The following is a 20060-nucleotide window of genomic DNA, read 5'->3' on the forward strand; positions in this document are numbered from 1 at the left end:
TTTTATGTAGATATTTGATGTTAAAAAGAACGCTCAGCTGAGCGTTCTTTTTAACATCATTTATTTTTTCACTTTGGCACGCTTGCGACTGAGACCCATTGCTTTCTCGATTTTTGCGAGATTCTTGTTCGCGACGGCTTCAGCCTTCACGCGACCGGCATCAAGGATTTCATCGAGTTCTGGTGAATCAATCAACTCGTGATAACGCGTTTGAATTGGTTCAAGCAGGGCAACGACCGCTTCTGCCACATCCTGTTTAAATGTTCCGTAGTTCGAATTCTCATATTGCTTGACGAGGTCATCAATTGAAGTGCCGGTAGAGAGTGAATAAATTTCCAACAAGTTTGAAATCCCTGGTTTGTTCTCCCGATCGAATGAGATGACACCACTCGAATCTGTGACGGCACTCTTGATTTTCTTGCGAATGACATTCGGCTCATCGAGCATCGAGATATATCCTTTGGCATTCGTATCCGATTTAGACATCTTCTTCACGGGATTCGTGAGAGACATGATCCGAGCGCCTTCTTTTTGAATGAGTGGTTCCGGCATCGTGAATGTCTCGTAATAACGTTTGTTAAAGCGTTCCGCCAAGTCACGAGTCAGTTCGATGTGTTGCTTTTGGTCGTCTCCGACTGGAACAAGTTCCGTATTGTATAACAAAATATCAGAAGCCATGAGCGTCGGGTAGACGAACAACCCTGCACCAACATTCTCGCTGCCTTGCGACTTGTCTTTATACTGCGTCATACGACCGAGCTCACCCATGCCGGCGATACAAGTTAACATCCAACCGAGTTGAGCGTGTGCTTTTACTTCAGACTGTACGAAAATCGTCGCTTTCTCCGGGTCGAGACCGGACGCGAGATAAAGTGCTGCTAATTTTCGCGTGTTGTTCATGAGCTCGACACGGTCGAGTTGAACAGTAATTGAATGTAAATCGACGATACAATAATAGGCATTGTTGTCGTCTTGTAGGTCGACGAATTGTTTCATCGCGCCAAGGTAGTTCCCGAGCGTCACGACGCCGGTCGGTTTGATTCCTGAAAAAATCGTTGCCATGTGAATACACCTCCGAAAAATATAAAAAACCGCAGTCGTCCGCCCGAATAAATCGGGACGAATAGCCGCGGTGCCACCCAAATTTGCATATACTATGCCACTTGAACGCGTTAACGGGCGTGAACCGTCTCGCCATACTTTTTGTTCAGGCGAGCCACTCCGAAGTCCATTCATTCAATAACTTTTCATCTACTCACAGCACCGTAGACTCTCTGAGGAAAAGGGGAATTGAATTACTTGTCTTCATCCAAGTGTTCTTATTCTGCATTTAGTTTAGCACAGGATTCAAGTGACGAAAAGATTAAATCAAAGCGACGAGAAATGAGAGAGCGATACTTCCAACTCCGACATACACCCAGTTCCAAGCCGATTGTTTACGAAGTTGTCGATCTTCCGGTTCTTCTTCCTCATCTTCTTCATAGTCCGCGTCAATTTCCTTCAACTTTGCACGTCGATTACGCTTAAATCCGTACATGATTCCGTCAAATAGACCTGTTGCACTCATATGGGAGAACATCCCGATGGCAAATATCAGAATACCTGAAACGAACAAGCCGCCACTCAAATGAAACGTGAAGGACTCAGTTCGGAAATAGGAAAAAATTGACCACACCGTATAGAAAAGTGTGACAATCCCCCAAACAATCAATATATTTCGAAACTTTTTCAACGATGTAATCTCCTTTCGAGCGTTAGAGGGAATGCATCAACATTCCGTGTTTCTTCTATGATACTAGGAAGGTGGGGCAGAAAGCGAGTAAGAATGTTAAATCAAATGACAGCGTTTTATTCAATAGTTGACAGTTATATTAAAAATTTCTTACAATAGCCCTAACGTTCTTTCGTCGAATACTTTATGAAATATTCAGAAAATTAAAGAAAAAGTAAGATGTTTATTCGACGATCGGCTAGTTTTTTAAAACGAAAGGGGAAATCGCAATGAAGAAAAAATCGATTTTGCTCATGATGACAATCATCTTGGCACTCGGTTCAGTTCTCGCAGCTTGTTCGACAGGCGGAGACTCTGATGGCGGCGGTTCTTCTTCAAACGGAGAGAAAGTTCTTCGTTTGACGGATACGTCAGATATCACAACAGCCGATCCGGCTCTTGCTACAGACGCGGTCGCATTCAACTTGATCGCCAACACAATGGAAGGTCTTTACCGTCTTGATAAAGATGGAAATGCCGTCCCGGCACTTGCTGAAGGCGAACCAGAAGTAAACGAAGACGAAACGGTTTACACGTTCAAACTTCGTGATGCTGAATGGTCAAACGGGGAACCGGTCACAGCAAACGACTTTGTTTACGCTTGGCAACGAGCTGTTGATCCTGCAACAGGCTCACAGTACGCATACATCATGAACACAGTTAAAAACGCTGAAGCAATCAACACTGGTGACACACCAAAAGAAGAGCTTGGCGTAAAAGCAATCGATGAGAAGACACTCGAAGTTACACTCGAGCGTCCAGACCCATCATTCCTTTCACTTACTTCGTTCGGTACATTCACTCCGATCAACGAAGCATTCGCTACAGAAAAAGGTGAAGACTTCACGACTGGTCCTGAAAACCTTCTTTATAACGGACCGTTCACATGGACTAAATGGGATCGTGAACAAGGCTATGTCTTAACGAAAAACGAATCATATTGGGATGCAGAAAATGTTGCTCTCGACTCTGTTGATGTGAAAGTTGTTAAAGAAACATCTACAGTCGTCAACTTGTATGAAGCGGGCGATGTCGACTATGCTGGTCTCGCATCAGAGCAAGTCGCAGCATTCCAAGAAGATGAAGATTACAACACAGGTCTTCGTTCTGCAGTTGGTTACTTCAAGTTTAACCATGAAGATGAACTTTTCTCTGATGTAAATGCACGTAAAGCAATCGCACGCGCAGTCGACCCATCAGGGATTATCGATCAGCTCTTGAACAACGGTTCAGTAGCAACGACGTCATTCATCCCGAAAGACTTCATCAAGTATGAAGACGGAACGGATTATACAGAAGGCGTGGAATACTTCAAAACAAACACTGAAGAAGCTGCTTCACTTTGGGAAGAAGTAACCGGTGGAGAAGCAACAACAATCGAACTCCTCTCGTTCGACAGTGAAGTATCGAAACAAATCTCTGAGTACATGAAAGGTCAAATCGAGTCGAACTTGCCGAACGTAACGGTTGAGATCGCACAACAACCTTTCAACAACAAACTTGAGCGTGAAGCAAAAGGGGACTACCAAATGTCATTCGCACTTTGGGGACCTGACTACCAAGATCCGCTTACGAACCTTGGTATCTTCACTTCAGACAATGGACAAAACGACATCAACTACTCGTCATCTGAGTATGACAAGTTGATTGATGAAGCATCTGCTGAAACAAGCATCGATGCACGTTACGACTTGTTCAAAGAAGCTGAAGCTCTCTTGATTGAACAAGATCAAGCAATCATGCCTATCTACCAAGCTGGTGTGGCATACTTGATCCGTCCAAACGTCGAGAACTTCAACCGTCAATTATTTGGTGCTGATTACCAGTACAAATACGTTGATATTAAGTAATGGAAGGAGGGGGCATGCTAACCGCATGTCCCCAATTTTCTAAAAAATTCTAGCGAAGTAAGAGAAAATACTGTTCAAATGTTTTGTTGGTAAAGTATAATGTAGTAACAGTGAAAATTCAGAATAATCTCTGAAAAGAATTTTCTTTATTTTCAGTCGCTGTACTAAGAGCCTTGAGATGACGTATACGCTATTCTTTCAGAAAATTCCTTTCATTTTGTGAATTTGAAAAATAGGTCATATGTCATAGTGAAGCTGTTGGTGCAAGTAGTAGAAAGAATTAGACAAAACAGGGGGTTTTTATTCATGGGACGTTATATCCTACAACGGCTGACTTACGGCCTCATCACGTTCTTCTTGATTGCCACGTTCACGTTCTTCCTGATGGACCTGCTCCCAGGTTCGCCTTATCAGAACCAGGAAAAACTGACAGAATCACAAATTCAATTGTTGAATGACCGCTACGGACTCAATGATCCGCTTCCGGTCCGCTATGCGACGTACATTGGAAACATGCTACAAGGTGACCTTGGCGTATCTTTCCGTACGGCTAACCGTCCAGTAACTGAGTTGATTATGGAACGAATTGGTCCATCGGCACAATTAGGGGTTCAGGCATTAGTTCTTGGAACTCTATTAGGTGTATTGTTGGGTGTTGTTGCGGCGATTCGTCACAATACGGCAATTGACTATGGTTCAATGTTCGTATCGGTAATCGGGATTTCCGTCCCATCATTCGTCTTTGCAGCCCTCCTTCAGTACTATGTTGGAGTTAAATTACAGTTGCTCCCGGTAGCATTCTGGGAATCTCCAGCTCATACAATCTTACCAACCATCTCGTTATCGCTCGGTGTTACGGCAGCAATTGCCCGTTTCGTCCGAACCGAGATGTTAGAAGTAACCGGACAAGACTATGTCACGCTCGCGAAAGCGAAAGGGTTGACGGGTAACGCCATCGTATGGAAACACATGGTCCGTAACGCGATGATCCCAGCGATCACGATTCTTGGACCGATGACAGCTGGACTTTTAACGGGTACATTCGTTATCGAGAAAATTTTCGCAGTACCTGGTCTTGGAGAATTGTTCGTTACGTCAATCACGTTGAATGATTACTCTGTCATCATGGGCACGACACTCTTCTTCTCGGCCCTCTTCATTATTATCATTTTACTTGTCGACTTGCTCTATGGGGTTGTGGACCCACGTATTCGTCTTGGGGGGAATAACTGATGATTGAAAACAAAAAGAATTACGAACAGTTCGACCAAGACATGTTCACACCAGTTGAAATGAATGAACAGCTTGGTGAGCGGATTGCCGGAAAAAGTTTGAACTTTTGGCAAGATGCATGGATGCGCCTAAAGAAAAACAAGGCGGCTATCATCTCGCTCTCGATTATTTTAATTCTCGTCGCACTCGCTTTGTTTGGACCGATGCTCTCAAGCCGAGATGCATATGAACAGAACATCTCGCAAGCAAAACTACCGCCTAAAGTCACTGGACTTGAATGGGCTGGATTTGATGGGTTGGCAACACTTGGAGGTCGTGAAATCGACTTCTACGAACAGAAGAATGTAGAAGAAAACTTCTGGTTTGGTACCGATTATCTCGGTCGTGATCTTTGGTCGCGGATTTGGGAAGGGACACGAATCTCCCTCTTCATCGGTTTAGTCGCAGCCATCATCGATACAATCATTGGAGTTGCATACGGTGGAATCTCGGCTTACTTTGGTGGTCGTACCGATAACATCATGCAACGTATTGTTGAAATCTTGACAGGTGTACCTAACTTGATTTTGATCATCTTGTTCATCTTGATCTTTGACCCAGGTGTCTTCACCATCATCCTTGCCATGGCCATCACCGGTTGGATTGGGATGAGTCGACTCGTTCGAGGACAAATTCTTAAACTCAAAAACCAAGAGTTCGTCTTGGCAGCTCGTACACTCGGTGCTTCAAGTGGACGCTTGATTTTCAAACATTTAATTCCGAACACATTGGGTGCTATTATCATCACACTCATGTTCACGATTCCATCTGCGATCTTCTTCGAGGCATTCCTCAGCTTTATCGGAATCGGGCTTCAACCACCACAGGCATCACTTGGTACGTTGATCAACGATGGATACAAAGAACTACGGACATTCCCGTTCCTTCTTATTATCCCGTCTGTCATCATCGTCTTGCTTATGGTCAGCTTCAACTTGCTTGCTGACGGTTTGCGTGATGCGTTCGATCCGAAAATGCGTAAATAAAAAAGAAAGAGGGGGACTCGTGCATGGAAACGATTTTATCAGTCCGAGACTTAGAGGTCTCGTTCCACACATATGCAGGAACAGTTCAGGCTGTTCGTGGTGTTTCGTTTGATTTGAAAAAAGGCGAGACGCTCGCCATCGTAGGAGAATCGGGTTCAGGTAAATCCGTTACTTCTAAGGCAATTATGCGTCTCATTCCGAACCCTCCAGGTGAAATCACGAACGGAGAAATCATGTTCGAAGGAAAAGACTTGGCGAAACTTTCGGAAAAAGAAATGCTTAAAATTCGTGGTCGCGACATCGCAATGATTTTCCAAGACCCGATGACATCGCTCAACCCGACGATGACGATTTACAAGCAAATCGCAGAAGGGTTGAAACAGCACCAAGGGTTAACGGGTGAGGATGCGAAGAAACGTACGCTCGAATTGTTGACACTTGTAGGGATTCCAAACCCTGAAGCACGCTTGAAACAGTATCCACACCAACTTTCTGGTGGGATGCGACAACGGATCGTTATTGCAATCGCACTCGCATGTAACCCAAAAGTGTTGATTGCCGATGAACCGACAACAGCACTCGACGTAACGATTCAAGCGCAGATTCTTGAACTGTTAAAAGACATTCAGCAAAAGACCGGCACAGCGATTATCTTCATCACGCACGACCTTGGTGTTGTTGCGAACATGGCTGACCGTGTTGCTGTTATGTATGCGGGACGTCTCGTTGAAAAAGGAACGGTTGATGAGATTTTCTATGAGCCACGTCACCCATACACATGGGGACTTCTCGGTTCGATGCCGCGTCCGACAGATGACCGCAATGAAGCGTTACCGGCAATCCCGGGTACGCCTCCAAACTTGCTCGACCCTCCAAAAGGGGATGCATTCGCACCGCGTAATCCATACGCGATGAAGATTGATTTTGAGAAAGAGCCACCGATGTTCCAAGTAAGTGATACACACTTCGCTTCGAGTTGGTTATTACATCCGCAAGCGCCAGCGGTGAACCCGCCACGCGCGATTCGTGAACTCGCTCTCAAATATCGTCCAGACAGTGCGTTCGCAAAATCGTTTACGAAAGGTGGTGCTGAATAATGGAACGCGAGAAATTACTCGAGGTAAAAAACCTGAAGCAGCACTTTAAAATTGGTCGTGGCCGCGTTGTCAAAGCGGTCGACGGGATTTCATTTGATATTTACAAAGGTGAAGTGCTTGGTCTCGTAGGTGAGTCTGGTTGTGGGAAGTCAACGACAGGACGTACGATTATCGGTCTCTACGACGCGACGGATGGCGATGTCGTGTTCAAAGGCGAAAACGTCCACGATAAAAAATCGAAGGCGGACAAGTTGAAATTCAACCGTGCGATGCAAATGATTTTCCAAGATCCATACGCTTCGCTCAATCCGCGTATGACAGTCGCCGATATTATCGCAGAAGGAATCGATATTCACGGTCTTGCGAAGACGAAAGAAGACCGCATGAATCGCGTATATGACCTTCTTGAAACAGTTGGTTTGACGAAAGAGCACGCGAGCCGTTATCCACATGAATTCTCAGGTGGTCAGCGTCAGCGTATCGGGATTGCCCGTGCTCTTGCGGTTGAACCGGACTTCATCATCGCCGATGAGCCGATTTCTGCACTTGACGTTTCGATTCAAGCGCAGGTCGTCAACTTGATGAAAGAATTGCAACGCGATCGCGATTTGACGTATTTGTTCATCGCTCACGATTTGTCGATGGTTAAATACATCTCTGACCGTATCGGTGTTATGTATCAAGGTCACCTCGTAGAGCTTGCAACAGCAGATCGCCTTTATGAGAACCCAATTCATGCCTATACGAAATCGCTCCTTTCAGCGATTCCGCTTCCAGACCCAGAGCATGAGCGTACACGTAAACGGATCGTATATGAATCGACATCGAAAGGTCCAGTCGGACGTTCAGATGAAGATTCAAGTATCCCGCCACTTCGCGAAGTTGAGCCAGGACACTATGTCTCGCTCACAGACGAAGAGTACGAGGCGTATAAAGCGCAACTCGTGTAACGAAATCAATCCTGACTCATTTATTGAGTCGGGATTTTTTTTGCACAAAAAAATCACCTATTAAAGTAGGTGACTGATTATCCGTTCGAGATGCGTGGTAAATTAGAAAGATGTTCCACGATGGCGTCGATTTGACGGACGCGAGCTAACGCATCTTCAATTTCCATTGTCTCGTAATGATGAAGACCGCCTGGCTGCTCCACATACGTGTCCGCGTCATGGACGAGTTGTTGCAGAGGGGTCCGTTGGATACGACTTGGTGGAAGGTAGGAATCCGTGTGCAAGAGAATCATGACAGAAATTTCTTTTGCCCGGGCTGGATCTTCCCCTAAACGAATCAATAATTTGTGGGCACGTTCGGCCCCTTTGATCGCATGGATATCGTTCTGACGATACAAATCATAATTCCATTTACCTTCTGTATACCATTCATAGTGTCCGATATCATGAAGAAGTGCAGCTTTCGTCGCCAAATCTGTATCAAGACCACGTTTCGTTGCCATTTCGAGAGCGCGTTCACAGACGTCGACCGCATGTTTTAAGCCAGATCGAGTTAAATATTTTTGGGTAACCGGATGTTTCATAATCGTTTCTAAAGTGATTCTCATCATCGCTCTCCTCCTTAAAAATAAAAAGGTTATTTCTATAAACTATACAGGTTTATTCAAATCATTGCAAATGATATCCGTGTAAATTTGAGATGAACGTGTAAGAATGATTCACATTTCACAAACGAGTGTGCTATAATTTAAATGTAGATATAGTGCAACTTCAAGATTTTCAGAATCGGTAATGCTCGGGCGGTTCCTTACGCTGTATGGGGGTGAGAGGCCATGAAAGAACGTGACAAAGTTCTGCGAGAGAAAAAGAGACTTTTGAAAGAAGTATTGAAGAAAAAGTTGAAAGACTTACAAGTCAAGCCAGGGAAAGAGACGGTGTCTCAACCGGTTTCTCGAATCCCTGCGTCTTAAGTTAGGTCGTTCAAGGTCGCATTCAACGAATGCGCCCTCTTTTCATATCTGATTGATAAAGAATATCATTGAAGTTTTGATAAATAAGAATTACTATAATTAAGTGGATGCGAATTTGGGTATACAAATAGAGTCACTTAAAAAGATGGACGCATACTCGATCAGGGAGGAAGAAAAATGGTCACACTTTATACGTCTCCAAGCTGTACATCTTGCCGAAAGGCACGGGCTTGGCTCGAAGAACATGATATCCCGTTTACAGAACGAAACATATTTTCAGAACCGCTCTCATTGAATGAGATTAAACAAATTTTACGTATGACAGAAGACGGGACGGATGAAATCATTTCGACTCGCTCGAAAGTCTTTTCTAAAATCGATGTGTCTGTTGATGCGTTATCTCTTCAACAGCTTTACGATTTGATTCAAGAATATCCAGGTCTTTTACGTCGTCCGATTTTGATTGATGAGAAACGTTTACAGGTCGGATATAACGAAGATGAGATTCGTCGATTCTTGCCACGTAAAGTTCGGACGTTCCAATTACAGGAAGCCCAGCGACTTGTGAATGAATGAGAGCATACTGTTTAAGCAGTGTGCTTTTTATTATCGATTATTTCCTATAAAATAAAGTTATAACCCTTCATCTAGATTGAACGATGTTAAAAAGGGTACAAAGATAACAAGACAATTTCCCCTCTCCTCCTTATGTGAATTGGGAGCGAGGTGAGAAGGGAGTGGACAATCGTGAAAATTGAGCGCATCAATGATAATACCGTCAAATTTTTCATCACATACGTGGATATCGAGAAACGTGGTTTTGCACGTGATGAAATTTGGTACAACCGAGAACGTGGCGAGCAGCTGTTCTGGCAAATGATGGACGAGGCTCACGAACGTGAAGACATTTCGTTTGATGGTCCACTATGGATTCAAGTACAAGCTTTTGAAAAAGGTCTAGAAGTGACTGTGACAATCGCAAAAAATGTAATGGACACAGAAGACGATTCTGAACTCGGTTCGCTCCTTCGATCAGCAATCGATGAGGCACGGGATCAACAATCGGTACTCGACCAATTGAGTGAGTTGGATGAACTTGAAGCCGAGGCAGATGCTTGGGCACCACTCGCGATGGAAACAAATGATTTCGAGGCAATCATTTCGCTGAGTAAACGTACAGGAGACATGTTCAGCGATCTTGATTTGAAACTATACCACTATCAAGACCGTTACTACTTGTGGATTGATTTCCCGGATGAAATGGAACCGGAAGACGAAGAGAATGCACTCAGTCTTTTAGCAGAGTATTTAACATTCAGTACACAGACGCAACCAATGCTTGAAGAGTATGGGAAACTCATTCTCGATGGCGACGTCTTTGCGAAAGTGCGTCACTATTTTTAATGGTACATCGCCTGTTCAGTTGGACAGGCGATTTTTTCAAATCGACGGTAAAGAGGTGTTGGTATGGTGAGACGAATTCGATTACTACTTGATGACAGCGCATGGTTTGTCCCGTTTTTATACGGAATGGGTGGCATCGTATTAACGGCATTAACCCAAGTGTTTGGGGATTTTTTTCGTGATTTATTACCAGACTTTATTTATTTAGATCTGGACTCAGCGGCATCCGTGTTGTCTTCGACATTTACGAGCCTGATGACGATGATGACGTTCAGTTTTTCCACGATTCTGGTCGTATTGACAACATATTCTTCTCAGTTCTCTCCCCGGACGATCAATAACTTTTTGACGAACTCGTCGGCCAAGCATACGCTCGGTCTTTTCATCATGACGACGGTTTATGGGATTTCGAACTTATTCCTCGTCCGTACGGCAGATGAAGGCGTCGTATTGTCGTCCGGGATCAGTGTGCTCTTAGTTATTGGTTCGATTTGGGCATTCGTCAAGTTCATCCAGACGATCAGTGTTTCGATTCAGGCGGAACGTCTATTGTCCGCGTTACATAAAGAAGCGCTCTCTGTCATCAGCGAGCAAAAAGATGCGATTGAGTCGGATGAGGTTCATCTCGTCCTGCCTCGATCCGTCCATTCATTCGAAGGTCAAGTGGTACGAGCTCCGCGAACAGGGTACATCCGATTGTTTTTAAGAGAGAAGCAAGGAGATCAAGAAACGGACTTTGAGTCCGTCGTAGCCGTCGGGGATTTCGTTGCTAAAGGTGATTTACTCGGATTCTGGAAGGGTGATGATGTGCCGGACATCGAGTTGTTTGAGATTGGCGAAGTTCGTTCTTCGATGCAAGACCCGTCATTTGCGGTTGAAAAATTGAGTGAGATTGCGCTAAGAGGAATCTCTCCAGGAATCAATGATCCGAACACGGCAATTCATGCGATTCATTACATCGGGGATATTTTAAGAGAACTTTGTGAATTACCAGATGGTGATTTTTTGTATTCGAACGGGAAGTCTGACTGGCATGTGAAACGAAAAACGCTTGAGACGATACTATTTGAATCGCTATCGCCGATGCAGACTTATGCGAGCCGAGATATCTTTGTGATGGGGTCCGTGTTCGAGGCGATTCGAATGGCGCGCCTCCAAGCACATGAAACACTCGATTCGACATTTGAGGACATGATTCAATATTTTGCGGATGTGATTGATTGGGATCGTCTTCATGCGAAAGAACAGAACTATTTGCGCAATAAGATGAATCGGGCTAAAAAGATGACGACATGAGTAGAGACCACCTGTTCTAAAGAAGAGGTGGTCTCTGTTCAAGACAATGTATATCCTCCATCGACTGTGATGGCTTGGCCGTTAATGTAAGTTGAAGCATCAGTCAATAAAAATTCTACGACCGGCGCCACTTCCTCAGGATGTGCGGCATGTCCCCGGAAATGGTGGGTCATTGCCTCTTTGAACTTTGCTTCACCCCCATATAGCTTGTGACTGAGCGGTGTGTCAATCGGTCCAAAACAAACGGCATTGAATCTTACTTTTCCTTTCATTCGGTGTGCGAACGTTTTAGTTAAGGCTATTACGGCCGCCTTTGAAGCGGCATAGTGGGCGAGCATCGGTGGAAACTTGACGTGCCCAACGATGGCGGCATTGTTGACGACACTCGCTCCTTGGTCAAATAGGGGAATGGCACGTTGTGTGACGGTGTTCAGCGCATACAAGTTGACATCGAATACCTCGTTATACGACTCATGTGTCAAACGTTCAGGTGTGCCCGGTCTACCAAAAGTAGCGGCGTTATTAAATAATCCGTTCAAGGTCACACCTTGCTCTTTCAACTGAGTGAAAAGATGGTCGATGTCCTCTGTCGAAGCAAGGTCACATCGAATGAATGTGGCTTGTCCATTTGAATCAGACTCGAGAGAGGCGCCTCTTGTTTCATTCCGACCGATCCCGATGACTCGGTGCCCCTTAGCAGTCAACTGTAAAGCGACGGCGCGACCAATCCCGCTTGTCGCACCTGTGATCAGAAAAGTCCCCATAATTCATTCGCTCCCCTCAAAAAGATGACGTTACGATGTATAATTAATGATAATACATGACAGAAACGAGGTCAGCTTATAATATGTTGCGACGCATACAAGTACTCTTTTCCCTCATTTTGCTCGCAGGACTCATTGCGATATTATCGTATTACTGGAGCTCACAAGTAATTGGATTGTTCTCGATTCTCGTCTTTTTGACAACGTTCAGTATATTACTCGTCATCTTACTTGAAAATCGAAATCCACAACGTACGCTCATTTGGGCAATCGTCATGATTGGTTTTCCAGTCATCGGATTATTTGCATACTTTGTATTCGGCCAGAACTATCGACGTAAACGTATGTTCAAAGAAAAAGCGATGCTTGATGAAGAGACATACTTGGCCTATCGTCAGAAAGCGATGACGTTGTCGCCGTCTCTTATGTTCGCCCACGACGATTATGAGAAGCTGATGCATCTTACTTCTTCGTTGAACCAATTACCTGTTTCATCGAATACGTATACCCAAATCTTGACGAACGGCCGTGAAAAATTCTCGAAGTTATTGCCGGCTCTGAAAGGAGCGTCCCGACACATCCATCTAGAGTATTATATTTTTCGGGAAGATCGTATTTCTCGGGAAATACAGCGAATCTTGATTGAAAAGGCGAAGGCGGGGGTCGAAGTCCGGTTTTTGTACGATGCGGTCGGGTCCATTCATACGAGTGGCACGTTCTTTGAAGAGATGAAGCAAGCTGGTGTCCAAGTCCAGGCATTCTTTCCAGTTGTATTGCCACTCGTTTCGAGTAAGACGAACTATCGAAACCATCGAAAAATCGTGGTCATCGATGGTACCGAGGCATTCACAGGGGGCTTGAATGTAGGGGATGAGTACTTGGGTGAGCACTCTAAGTTCGGATTTTGGCGCGACACTCATCTGTATGTAAGAGGAGAAGGGGTATCTGAACTGCAACTGATTTTCTTGCAAGATTGGTATTACATGACCGGGGAACGCCTATTCACACCGTTCTATCTAGAGCCGCTTGAGACGGTAAGAAGTGCGAGCGGAGGGGTTCAAATCGTTGCGAGTGGACCGGATGAACCTTATGAGACGATGAAATCTATTTACTTTTCACTCATCAATGCTGCGAAAAAATCTGTCTACATTTCGTCACCTTACTTGATTCCGGATGAAGACATTATGAGTGCCTTAAAGACGGCATCATTATCAGGAATTGATGTCCGCATCGTCTTACCGAGTTATCCCGACCATAAAATCGTGTTCTACGCGAGTCGGTCCTATTATGAAGAACTGTTACTCGCCGGGGTAAAGATCTATCTATATGAGAAGGGATTCATGCATTCAAAAGTCATCGTGGTGGATGATGGATTAGCCACGATTGGGACGGCGAACATGGATTTTCGGAGCTTTCATTTGAACTTCGAGGTCAATGCGCTCCTCTATAACACGAACTCAGTCCATCAACTGAAACAAGACTTATATGATGATTTCGAAGGGTCACACGAACTCGTATTAGAAGAGTTCGCGAAACGGTCATTCTTTATCAAACTCGTTGAATCATTAGCCAGAATGTTTTCACCACTGCTATGAGGAGGGAGCAAGATGCGGTTTGCAATCGATCGGGAAGGGGATATCGTTGATTCCTTTACATTAAATCGGATGCAAGCAGAGCAACGTGCTCCTTTTCGATGCCCGACTTGTCAGGAAATATTGATTGTGAAGCAAGGTGTGAAGAAACGGCTGCATTTTGCGCATATCCACACCTGTGGGAGAGCTGAATCGGTCATGCATCATCAGGATAAATGGGCAATATGCCAGTGGCTTCAAGAGAATGGCTATCCTGTCGAGCAAGAAGTGACGATTAAGAATCGTCGGGCTGACATCATCACGAACATGGACGGGCAGCACACCGTGTTCGAAATTCAGGCATCTCCTTTACGACCTGAAGAATACGCCGAACGAACGAATGATTATCGACGAGCGGGGCTTGATGTGATTTGGATTGCGAGCGGTCTCGATTTGAGAAGCAATCAATCGTTTCAACCATGGATGCGTCTAGAACTTTTTCAGCGACATCGGTTATTGACGGTGAAAAATGGGAGATTGTTACGCTTCAATGGATTTCCGATTTCGATCAAGTATGGAATCGGAAACTGGGAAATCTCATCTTCAGTGAACACGTCACCGTACGAAGCTTATTATCGGTTCGATGCTTTTGAATGGATAGAGATGATTCGTCGTAAACGCATGTCGCCGATTTATCCGTCTCCGCTAAATCGACGGCTCATATTGAATCGGCTCTATCCACTTGGTCTGTTACCCGGATTATTACCGACCGCCTGTTACCTTCCGCTTTCATCGCTTTGGGGAATCCGTGTACATCCGATTGATTTTCAGACCGTGCATTATTTGAATCGATACGAGGCACCGCGCGATTCCGTGGAATGGAGTATTCAAAAAACGTGTCGCCAATTTGGAGTGACACCGACAAGCGACTTTTTCCAGTCATTTCATGTACAATGGAAACAACTCTTGAATGCGAGTCGTCTATCCTGTGATGTCAGGTCATGGCCGCATCCAAAGCATTACGAGGAGGCCAGACATCACGATACACGTTTGTTTCAAGGACTTCAGCGATTGATCTTACAATCGACTTAATCATCGAAAAGGAAGTGGACGTATGTCAGAGGTATTGACTAGACAGCAAGTTCCAGTGGAAGAAACATGGAACTTAGAAACCATCTACAGCAATGACGAGGCTTGGGAATCGGATTTTCAAGCGTTAAAAGAGAAAGTGCCGGCATTGATTGGATTTAAAGGACGCCTTGGGGAGTCGGCGGAAACGTTGCACGAAGCGTTGCAACTTCGAGACGATCTCTCACGTCAGTTACATAAGCTATATACGTATGCTCATATGCGCTATGACGAAGACACGGCGAATAGCCATTATCAAGCATTGAATGATCGTGCCGGCTCACTTGCGTCTCAAGTTTCAGCACAACTCGCGTTTATGACACCTGAGTTGCTCTCGATTGATGAGAATCAGATTGAAGCCTTCATGGAGCAGAATGAGTCACTTCGCGTTTATCGTCATGCATTCGATGAGTTGGCACTAGAGCGTCCACACGTGTTGACGGAGGCGGAAGAATCGATTTTGGCACAAGCCGGAGATGTGCTCGGTCAATCGAGCTCGACGTTCGGTATGCTCAACAACGCAGATTTAAAATTCCCGAAAGTGAAAAATGAAAAAGGGGAAGAAGTTGAGTTGACGCACGGTCGATATATCACGTTCCTTGAATCGGCTGACCGAAGCGTTCGCGAAGGGGCATTTAAAGCGATGTACGGGACGTACGCGCAATATTTGAATACGTTCGCCTCAACATTATCTGGAAGTGTGAAGAAAGATAACTTTTATGCGACTGTCCGTAAGTTTGAAAGTGCAAGACAGTCCGCGCTCCATCATAATGCGATTCCCGAGTCTGTATACGACGGGCTTGTAGAAGCGGTAAACGAACGACTCGACTTGTTACATCGTTATGTCGCGTTGCGTAAGCGAGCGCTCGGCTTAGATGAGTTGCATATGTATGACCTCTACACACCGCTCGTCAAAGATGTCGAAATGAAAGTATCGTATGAAGAAGCGAAACAATGGATGGTAGATGGTTTGGCACCACTCGGAGAAGAGTACGTCCAAATCGTCAAAGACGGTCTCGATTCGCGTTGGGTCGACGTTCGAGAGACACGCGGTAAGCGTAGCGGTGCTTACTCCTCGGGAGCATACGATACGCAACCGTTCATCCTGATGAACTGGCAAGATAACGTCAACAACTTGTTCACGCTTGCACACGAGTTCGGACACTCGGTGCATAGTCATTACACGCGCGCATCGCAACCATATCCGTATGGCGATTACTCGATCTTCGTTGCAGAAGTGGCATCGACGACGAACGAAGCTTTGTTGAATGACCATTTGTTGAAAACGAGAACAGCGAAAGAAGAACGTCTCTACTTGTTGAACAATCAGCTTGAAACGTTCCGTGGAACATTGTTCCGTCAAACGATGTTCGCTGAATTCGAACACATGATTCATCAAGCTGCTCAAGAAGGCGTATCGCTCACTCCGGAGTACTTAAATGAAACATACCTCGAGTTGAACAAACGTTACTTCGGAGACGAGATTGTCATCGATGAAGAGATTTCATATGAGTGGGCGCGCATCCCGCACTTCTATTACAACTACTACGTCTATCAATATGCGACAGGGATTTCGGCATCTGCTGCACTGTCACAACAGATCATGGAAGAAGGGGAGCCAGCCGTGCGTCGTTATATCGATAACTTCTTGAAGGCGGGTTCTAGTGACTATCCGATCGAGGTGTTGAAGGCGGCTGGCGTCGATATGACGACGAAGGAGCCGGTATTAAAAGCGCTCGATCAGTTCGAAGCGGTTCTTGATGAAATGGAATCATTATTGTTCTCGTGAACAATATGTGACAATATGCACAAAGAGGTTGTCAGATGATTCTGCACTAGGTATATTATAAGTGTGAAATCAATCACAAACCCCTTTATTGACCGTAAACTTTCTCCCATCTTGTAGGCCTTCCCCGGGCCTCAAGGTTCGATGTCTCTTGTCCCCGCTTGAGACGTCAAAAACCCCATGGCTCCCCGGCCATGGGGTTCTTTTTTATTTCGTTTGAGCCCACGCTTCACCGCTACATCCTGGCACAGGACGGCAACGCTGTTGTAGGGAGAGTTTCTTCAATTCGCGTTCAATCACCGTCTTATCCAAGTCTAGAATGTACGAAAGCTCTGTTATGGTCGACGCATCATAGCGTGCCAACACTTTGGCTACATCCCAATCGGTCGAACGGCTCGGTGCATAACCTAACAATTCAGTCATGACCGATTGATAGACGTCGTACGGATAAACCCCTTCAATCTTCAATGCTTCATCGCGCGTCACGAATGTGAGTGCGGGCAATAACTCAATCTCCCAATCTTTCAACACTTGATGGTCGACAGCTAGTGCATTCAAGAGCTGGTTCGATTGAAGATCGGCTTCGAGTTCACTTAAATCAAGACCATACTCTTCGAAAGAACGTGCGATTTCCCATAAATCGATTGAACCAAGTTGTTCACCAGAGAATAGATCATTCACATGCAAATGACGCAAGAAGCGCATCGCATGACGTTTCCCTTGTAATTCTAGCGCTTTGATCATGGTGAGAAGGCGAACTTCTTCCTGACATCCGCCAACACAGCTAGGAACGGTAGAGACCATTCGAAAACGAATCACGTGTCCGTATTCAATCTCTAACTTTTTGATCAGTGTCATCACATGAAAGTTCTCAGGACTTGAGATGTCCATGAAATAGAATAACTCCAATGGCTTATACGTTACTTGAATAGGAGTTTCTTCCAGTGAACAGGATGACCCATTACATTGTTCAAGTTCCATTTGTGTCGCCTCCTCTCGTCAAAAAACTCATTTAACTTTGTAAACTCATTGTAGCAACGAAAAAAAAAGGTTGGCAATGTATCTGCTCAACCTTCCAACCGACTTATTTTTAATTCCATGAATCGGACGATTTTATTTTTAGCGGGACGATAGGGGAGACCATGTTTTTCAAGAAGTCCTTCGAACGCACGTTTTCCCTCTTCTTCATTCGTCACTTCAAATTCTATTTCATAGTCGGTCGTCTCCAAATAATGGCTTTCGTCCAAAACGAGGAGACCGTCTTCTGTCTGGAGCTCTGCCCGGTTCGTCTCGAGTCGACCGAGATGCTCAAGCGGTGCATTTAGCTGAAACGGAGCCAATGCCTGCTTCATTTGCTCGTCATGAATGATTCCATACTTAAACAAATCCTCAGCCTCATCTTCTGTAATTGTGGCGTGTGTCTCAAGCAAGCCGACCTCGTTGGGTTGCTTTAACGTCAGCACTTGACCATGTTTCTTCTCGCGAATGCGAAGTGCTGCCCCGTTCGCTTTTAGCTGAAAAGAAGGGGTGTCGAAATAATCATTCGCCTGCCAACGAACTTGGTCATCAAGCTGATAGGCACGTAGGAGTGTCTCATACTCGTCTTTCGTCAACATTGATTTAAATTCAATTTCCACTTCTTGGGTCATGAATCATCGCTCCATTCTATGAACAATTGTTCGTTTATGATACCATACAAACGGATACATACGGAAAGGACGCGTTTTTTCCGGAAAAGAACGAAAGTGGTGACAGCGTATGCAATCAGTGAACTGGGATCAGTTTTTAGTACCGTATCAAATCGCGGTAGACGAGTTGAAAGTCAAATTGAAAGCCGTTCGTAAGCAATTCAAGTCCCAAAATGACCATTCTCCGATTGAATTTGTCACAGGTCGAGTGAAGCCGGTCGGGAGCATTCTCGAGAAAGCGAAACGAAAAAATATCGCTGACCATGAATTGGCGACGGATATGCAGGATATAGCGGGATTACGAATCATGTGTCAATTTGTCGATGATATCGTTCACGTCTTGGATTTGCTACATCGTCGAACAGATTTTAAAATAGTGGAAGAACGCAATTACATTACCCATCAGAAAGACTCGGGCTATCGATCGTATCATGTCATCATCGAGTACCCGGTTCAGACGATTCACGGTGAAATCCCTACGCTCGTTGAAGTGCAAATCCGCACGCTTGCGATGAATTTCTGGGCCACGATTGAGCACTCATTGAATTATAAATATGATGGTGACATGCCTCTTGAAGTGCAGGAACGATTGAGACGTGCAGCCGAGGCGGCCTTTTTACTCGATGCCGAGATGAGCCAACTCCGCGTTGAAATTCAGGACGCCCAGCAAGTGTTTCGGGATAAAGAGATGAACGTGAAAACGGACGAAGACTAGGGGGAAACCGATATGCAGTTTGCGATTGTATCGAGGGGAGATACGCGATCAGCGGAGATCGCCCAGGAACTGACTGAAAAACTTCAAGCCGCCGGGCATACATTATCGGAACAGCCCCGAATCGTAGTATCGGTCGGAGGGGACGGGACGATGTTACAGGCGTTTCATAAATACATCGACCGACTCGATGAAACGCTACTTGTCGGGATTCATACCGGGCATCTCGGCTTTTATGCCGATTGGCAACCGGATGAGTTGGATGAACTGACCGAGATGATCACGAGCGAATCGTTCGAGCCGGTCTCCTATCCGCTCGTTGAGGTGCTCATTGACTATGAGAACGGGGAGACTGATCGTCGACTGGCGATGAATGATTGCACGATTAAGAACTACAAGCGAACGCTCGTCTGTGATTTATCGATTCGAGACGACTACTTTGAAACGTTCCGTGGAGATGGATTATGTATTTCGACACCATCGGGTTCGACCGCCTACAATAAGGCACTCGGTGGAGCAATCGTTCACCCATCGATTGAAGCCATTCAAGTGACTGAGATGGCTTCAATCAACAACCTAGTGTATCGAACGATCGGTGCACCGCTTCTCTTACCAAAACACCATCAAGTGAAAATCAAACCGCACACGAAAACCGAATTTGAATTGGCGTTTGACCATCAAGAAGCGTTGTCCTGGTCGGATGTCGTCTCGATTCGATGTGCGGTCGCAAAAGAAAAAGTGACGTTCGCTCGCTTCCGGCCCTTCCCATTCTGGCGCCGAGTTCGCGAATCGTTCATCGAGGAAGGAAAGTAAC

Annotated in this window: 20 protein-coding genes and 1 other annotated feature; of the genes, 14 read left to right on the forward strand and 6 right to left on the reverse strand. The window is 45.2% G+C overall.

Annotation, left to right across the window (positions count from 1 at the left end; translation table 11 throughout):
* Positions 1 to 60 precede the first annotated feature (60 nt).
* Both trpS and GVY42_RS00745 read right to left on the reverse strand, forming a co-directional pair.
* Positions 61 to 1062, reverse strand: coding sequence for a tryptophan--tRNA ligase (trpS, locus tag GVY42_RS00740; protein ID WP_074037431.1), 1002 nt, complete (start codon positions 1060 to 1062; stop codon positions 61 to 63).
* A gap of 50 nt (positions 1063 to 1112) precedes the next feature.
* Positions 1113 to 1321, reverse strand: a binding site (T-box leader).
* Positions 1322 to 1363: 42 nt separating this feature from the next.
* Positions 1364 to 1732, reverse strand: a complete 369-nt coding sequence (locus GVY42_RS00745; protein WP_159562017.1) for a DUF3899 domain-containing protein — start codon at positions 1730 to 1732, stop codon at positions 1364 to 1366.
* Positions 1733 to 2001: 269 nt separating this feature from the next.
* Between GVY42_RS00745 and GVY42_RS00750 the strand changes: the two genes are divergently transcribed.
* The 5 genes from GVY42_RS00750 (at position 2002) to GVY42_RS00770 (ending at position 7926) form a co-directional block, all read left to right on the forward strand.
* Positions 2002 to 3621, forward strand: coding sequence for a peptide ABC transporter substrate-binding protein (locus GVY42_RS00750; protein ID WP_074037428.1), 1620 nt, complete (start codon positions 2002 to 2004; stop codon positions 3619 to 3621).
* A gap of 306 nt (positions 3622 to 3927) precedes the next feature.
* Positions 3928 to 4854 carry an oligopeptide ABC transporter permease gene (gene opp3b / locus GVY42_RS00755; RefSeq protein WP_074037427.1) on the forward strand — a complete coding sequence of 309 codons (927 nt, stop codon included), beginning with the start codon at positions 3928 to 3930 and terminating at the stop codon, positions 4852 to 4854.
* A complete protein-coding gene (gene opp3C, locus GVY42_RS00760) occupies positions 4854 to 5879 on the forward strand; it encodes an oligopeptide ABC transporter permease (RefSeq protein ID WP_078146603.1) in 1026 nt (341 codons plus the stop codon). The genes opp3b and opp3C overlap by 1 nt, the downstream gene beginning before the upstream one ends.
* A gap of 23 nt (positions 5880 to 5902) precedes the next feature.
* Positions 5903 to 6976 carry an ABC transporter ATP-binding protein gene (locus GVY42_RS00765; protein ID WP_015881213.1) on the forward strand — a complete coding sequence of 358 codons (1074 nt, stop codon included), beginning with the start codon at positions 5903 to 5905 and terminating at the stop codon, positions 6974 to 6976.
* Positions 6976 to 7926 carry an ABC transporter ATP-binding protein gene (locus GVY42_RS00770; RefSeq protein ID WP_015881214.1) on the forward strand — a complete coding sequence of 317 codons (951 nt, stop codon included), beginning with the start codon at positions 6976 to 6978 and terminating at the stop codon, positions 7924 to 7926. Before GVY42_RS00765 ends, GVY42_RS00770 begins: the two co-directional genes overlap by 1 nt.
* Before the next feature lie 77 nt (positions 7927 to 8003).
* On the opposite strand, the gene GVY42_RS00775 is transcribed toward GVY42_RS00770, so the two are convergent.
* The gene (locus tag GVY42_RS00775; RefSeq protein ID WP_201302236.1) at positions 8004 to 8537 is read right to left on the reverse strand and encodes an HD domain-containing protein; all 534 of its coding nucleotides are present in this window, start codon (positions 8535 to 8537) and stop codon (positions 8004 to 8006) included.
* A 222-nt stretch (positions 8538 to 8759) separates the two neighbouring features.
* Here GVY42_RS00775 and GVY42_RS16450 point away from each other — a divergent pair, with 222 nt between their 5' ends.
* The 4 genes from GVY42_RS16450 (at position 8760) to GVY42_RS00790 (ending at position 11597) form a co-directional block, all read left to right on the forward strand.
* On the forward strand, positions 8760 to 8897 hold the full coding sequence (locus GVY42_RS16450; protein WP_015881216.1) for a hypothetical protein: 138 nt from the start codon (positions 8760 to 8762) through the stop codon (positions 8895 to 8897).
* Between the two features lie 177 nt (positions 8898 to 9074).
* Positions 9075 to 9473, forward strand: coding sequence for a transcriptional regulator SpxA (spxA, locus tag GVY42_RS00780; RefSeq protein ID WP_015881217.1), 399 nt, complete (start codon positions 9075 to 9077; stop codon positions 9471 to 9473).
* 171 nt (positions 9474 to 9644) lie between these two features.
* Positions 9645 to 10301, forward strand: a complete 657-nt coding sequence (mecA, locus tag GVY42_RS00785; protein ID WP_015881218.1) for an adaptor protein MecA — start codon at positions 9645 to 9647, stop codon at positions 10299 to 10301.
* Positions 10302 to 10364: 63 nt separating this feature from the next.
* Positions 10365 to 11597 (forward strand): DUF2254 domain-containing protein, encoded by a 1233-nt coding sequence (locus GVY42_RS00790; RefSeq protein WP_159562019.1) that lies wholly within the window; start codon positions 10365 to 10367, stop codon positions 11595 to 11597.
* A gap of 38 nt (positions 11598 to 11635) precedes the next feature.
* Here GVY42_RS00790 and GVY42_RS00795 read toward each other — a convergent pair whose 3' ends face one another.
* Positions 11636 to 12361, reverse strand: coding sequence for an SDR family NAD(P)-dependent oxidoreductase (locus GVY42_RS00795; protein ID WP_159562020.1), 726 nt, complete (start codon positions 12359 to 12361; stop codon positions 11636 to 11638).
* Between the two features lie 83 nt (positions 12362 to 12444).
* Between GVY42_RS00795 and cls the strand changes: the two genes are divergently transcribed.
* From cls to pepF, 3 genes are read left to right on the forward strand one after another with little or no spacing between them, the layout of a single operon-like run.
* Positions 12445 to 13956 carry a cardiolipin synthase gene (gene cls / locus GVY42_RS00800; RefSeq protein ID WP_015881221.1) on the forward strand — a complete coding sequence of 504 codons (1512 nt, stop codon included), beginning with the start codon at positions 12445 to 12447 and terminating at the stop codon, positions 13954 to 13956.
* Positions 13957 to 13968: 12 nt separating this feature from the next.
* Entirely contained in the window at positions 13969 to 15024 is a 1056-nt protein-coding gene (locus GVY42_RS00805; RefSeq protein ID WP_159562021.1) for a competence protein CoiA, read from the forward strand.
* A gap of 22 nt (positions 15025 to 15046) precedes the next feature.
* A complete protein-coding gene (pepF, locus tag GVY42_RS00810) occupies positions 15047 to 16849 on the forward strand; it encodes an oligoendopeptidase F (protein ID WP_074037415.1) in 1803 nt (600 codons plus the stop codon).
* A gap of 204 nt (positions 16850 to 17053) precedes the next feature.
* Here pepF and GVY42_RS00815 read toward each other — a convergent pair whose 3' ends face one another.
* Both GVY42_RS00815 and GVY42_RS00820 read right to left on the reverse strand, forming a co-directional pair.
* Entirely contained in the window at positions 17054 to 17827 is a 774-nt protein-coding gene (locus GVY42_RS00815; RefSeq protein WP_074037413.1) for a DsbA family protein, read from the reverse strand.
* A gap of 86 nt (positions 17828 to 17913) precedes the next feature.
* A complete protein-coding gene (locus GVY42_RS00820; protein ID WP_074037412.1) occupies positions 17914 to 18495 on the reverse strand; it encodes a CYTH domain-containing protein in 582 nt (193 codons plus the stop codon).
* A gap of 109 nt (positions 18496 to 18604) precedes the next feature.
* On the opposite strand from GVY42_RS00820, the gene GVY42_RS00825 reads away from it, so the two are divergent.
* Positions 18605 to 19249 carry a GTP pyrophosphokinase family protein gene (locus GVY42_RS00825; protein WP_015881226.1) on the forward strand — a complete coding sequence of 215 codons (645 nt, stop codon included), beginning with the start codon at positions 18605 to 18607 and terminating at the stop codon, positions 19247 to 19249.
* Positions 19250 to 19261: 12 nt separating this feature from the next.
* Positions 19262 to 20059 carry an NAD kinase gene (locus GVY42_RS00830; RefSeq protein ID WP_047795471.1) on the forward strand — a complete coding sequence of 266 codons (798 nt, stop codon included), beginning with the start codon at positions 19262 to 19264 and terminating at the stop codon, positions 20057 to 20059.
* Position 20060: the final 1 nt, after the last annotated feature.

The sequence above is a fragment of the Exiguobacterium sp. 8A genome, assembly GCF_902506275.1.
GTDB classification, from domain to species: Bacteria; Bacillota; Bacilli; order Exiguobacteriales; family Exiguobacteriaceae; genus Exiguobacterium; species Exiguobacterium profundum.

Coding starts and splice junctions, on each gene's coding strand:
- trpS (WP_074037431.1), bottom strand. CDS start 1,062: ATGGCAACGATTTTTTCAGGAATCAAACCGACCGGCGTCGTGACGCTC.
- GVY42_RS00750 (WP_074037428.1), top strand. CDS start 2,002: ATGAAGAAAAAATCGATTTTGCTCATGATGACAATCATCTTGGCACTC.
- opp3b (WP_074037427.1), top strand. CDS start 3,928: ATGGGACGTTATATCCTACAACGGCTGACTTACGGCCTCATCACGTTC.
- opp3C (WP_078146603.1), top strand. CDS start 4,854: ATGATTGAAAACAAAAAGAATTACGAACAGTTCGACCAAGACATGTTC.
- GVY42_RS00765 (WP_015881213.1), top strand. CDS start 5,903: ATGGAAACGATTTTATCAGTCCGAGACTTAGAGGTCTCGTTCCACACA.
- GVY42_RS00770 (WP_015881214.1), top strand. CDS start 6,976: ATGGAACGCGAGAAATTACTCGAGGTAAAAAACCTGAAGCAGCACTTT.
- GVY42_RS00775 (WP_201302236.1), bottom strand. CDS start 8,537: ATGATGAGAATCACTTTAGAAACGATTATGAAACATCCGGTTACCCAA.
- GVY42_RS16450 (WP_015881216.1), top strand. CDS start 8,760: ATGAAAGAACGTGACAAAGTTCTGCGAGAGAAAAAGAGACTTTTGAAA.
- spxA (WP_015881217.1), top strand. CDS start 9,075: ATGGTCACACTTTATACGTCTCCAAGCTGTACATCTTGCCGAAAGGCA.
- GVY42_RS00790 (WP_159562019.1), top strand. CDS start 10,365: ATGGTGAGACGAATTCGATTACTACTTGATGACAGCGCATGGTTTGTC.
- GVY42_RS00795 (WP_159562020.1), bottom strand. CDS start 12,361: ATGGGGACTTTTCTGATCACAGGTGCGACAAGCGGGATTGGTCGCGCC.
- cls (WP_015881221.1), top strand. CDS start 12,445: ATGTTGCGACGCATACAAGTACTCTTTTCCCTCATTTTGCTCGCAGGA.
- GVY42_RS00805 (WP_159562021.1), top strand. CDS start 13,969: ATGCGGTTTGCAATCGATCGGGAAGGGGATATCGTTGATTCCTTTACA.
- pepF (WP_074037415.1), top strand. CDS start 15,047: ATGTCAGAGGTATTGACTAGACAGCAAGTTCCAGTGGAAGAAACATGG.
- GVY42_RS00815 (WP_074037413.1), bottom strand. CDS start 17,827: ATGGAACTTGAACAATGTAATGGGTCATCCTGTTCACTGGAAGAAACT.
- GVY42_RS00820 (WP_074037412.1), bottom strand. CDS start 18,495: ATGACCCAAGAAGTGGAAATTGAATTTAAATCAATGTTGACGAAAGAC.
- GVY42_RS00825 (WP_015881226.1), top strand. CDS start 18,605: ATGCAATCAGTGAACTGGGATCAGTTTTTAGTACCGTATCAAATCGCG.
- GVY42_RS00830 (WP_047795471.1), top strand. CDS start 19,262: ATGCAGTTTGCGATTGTATCGAGGGGAGATACGCGATCAGCGGAGATC.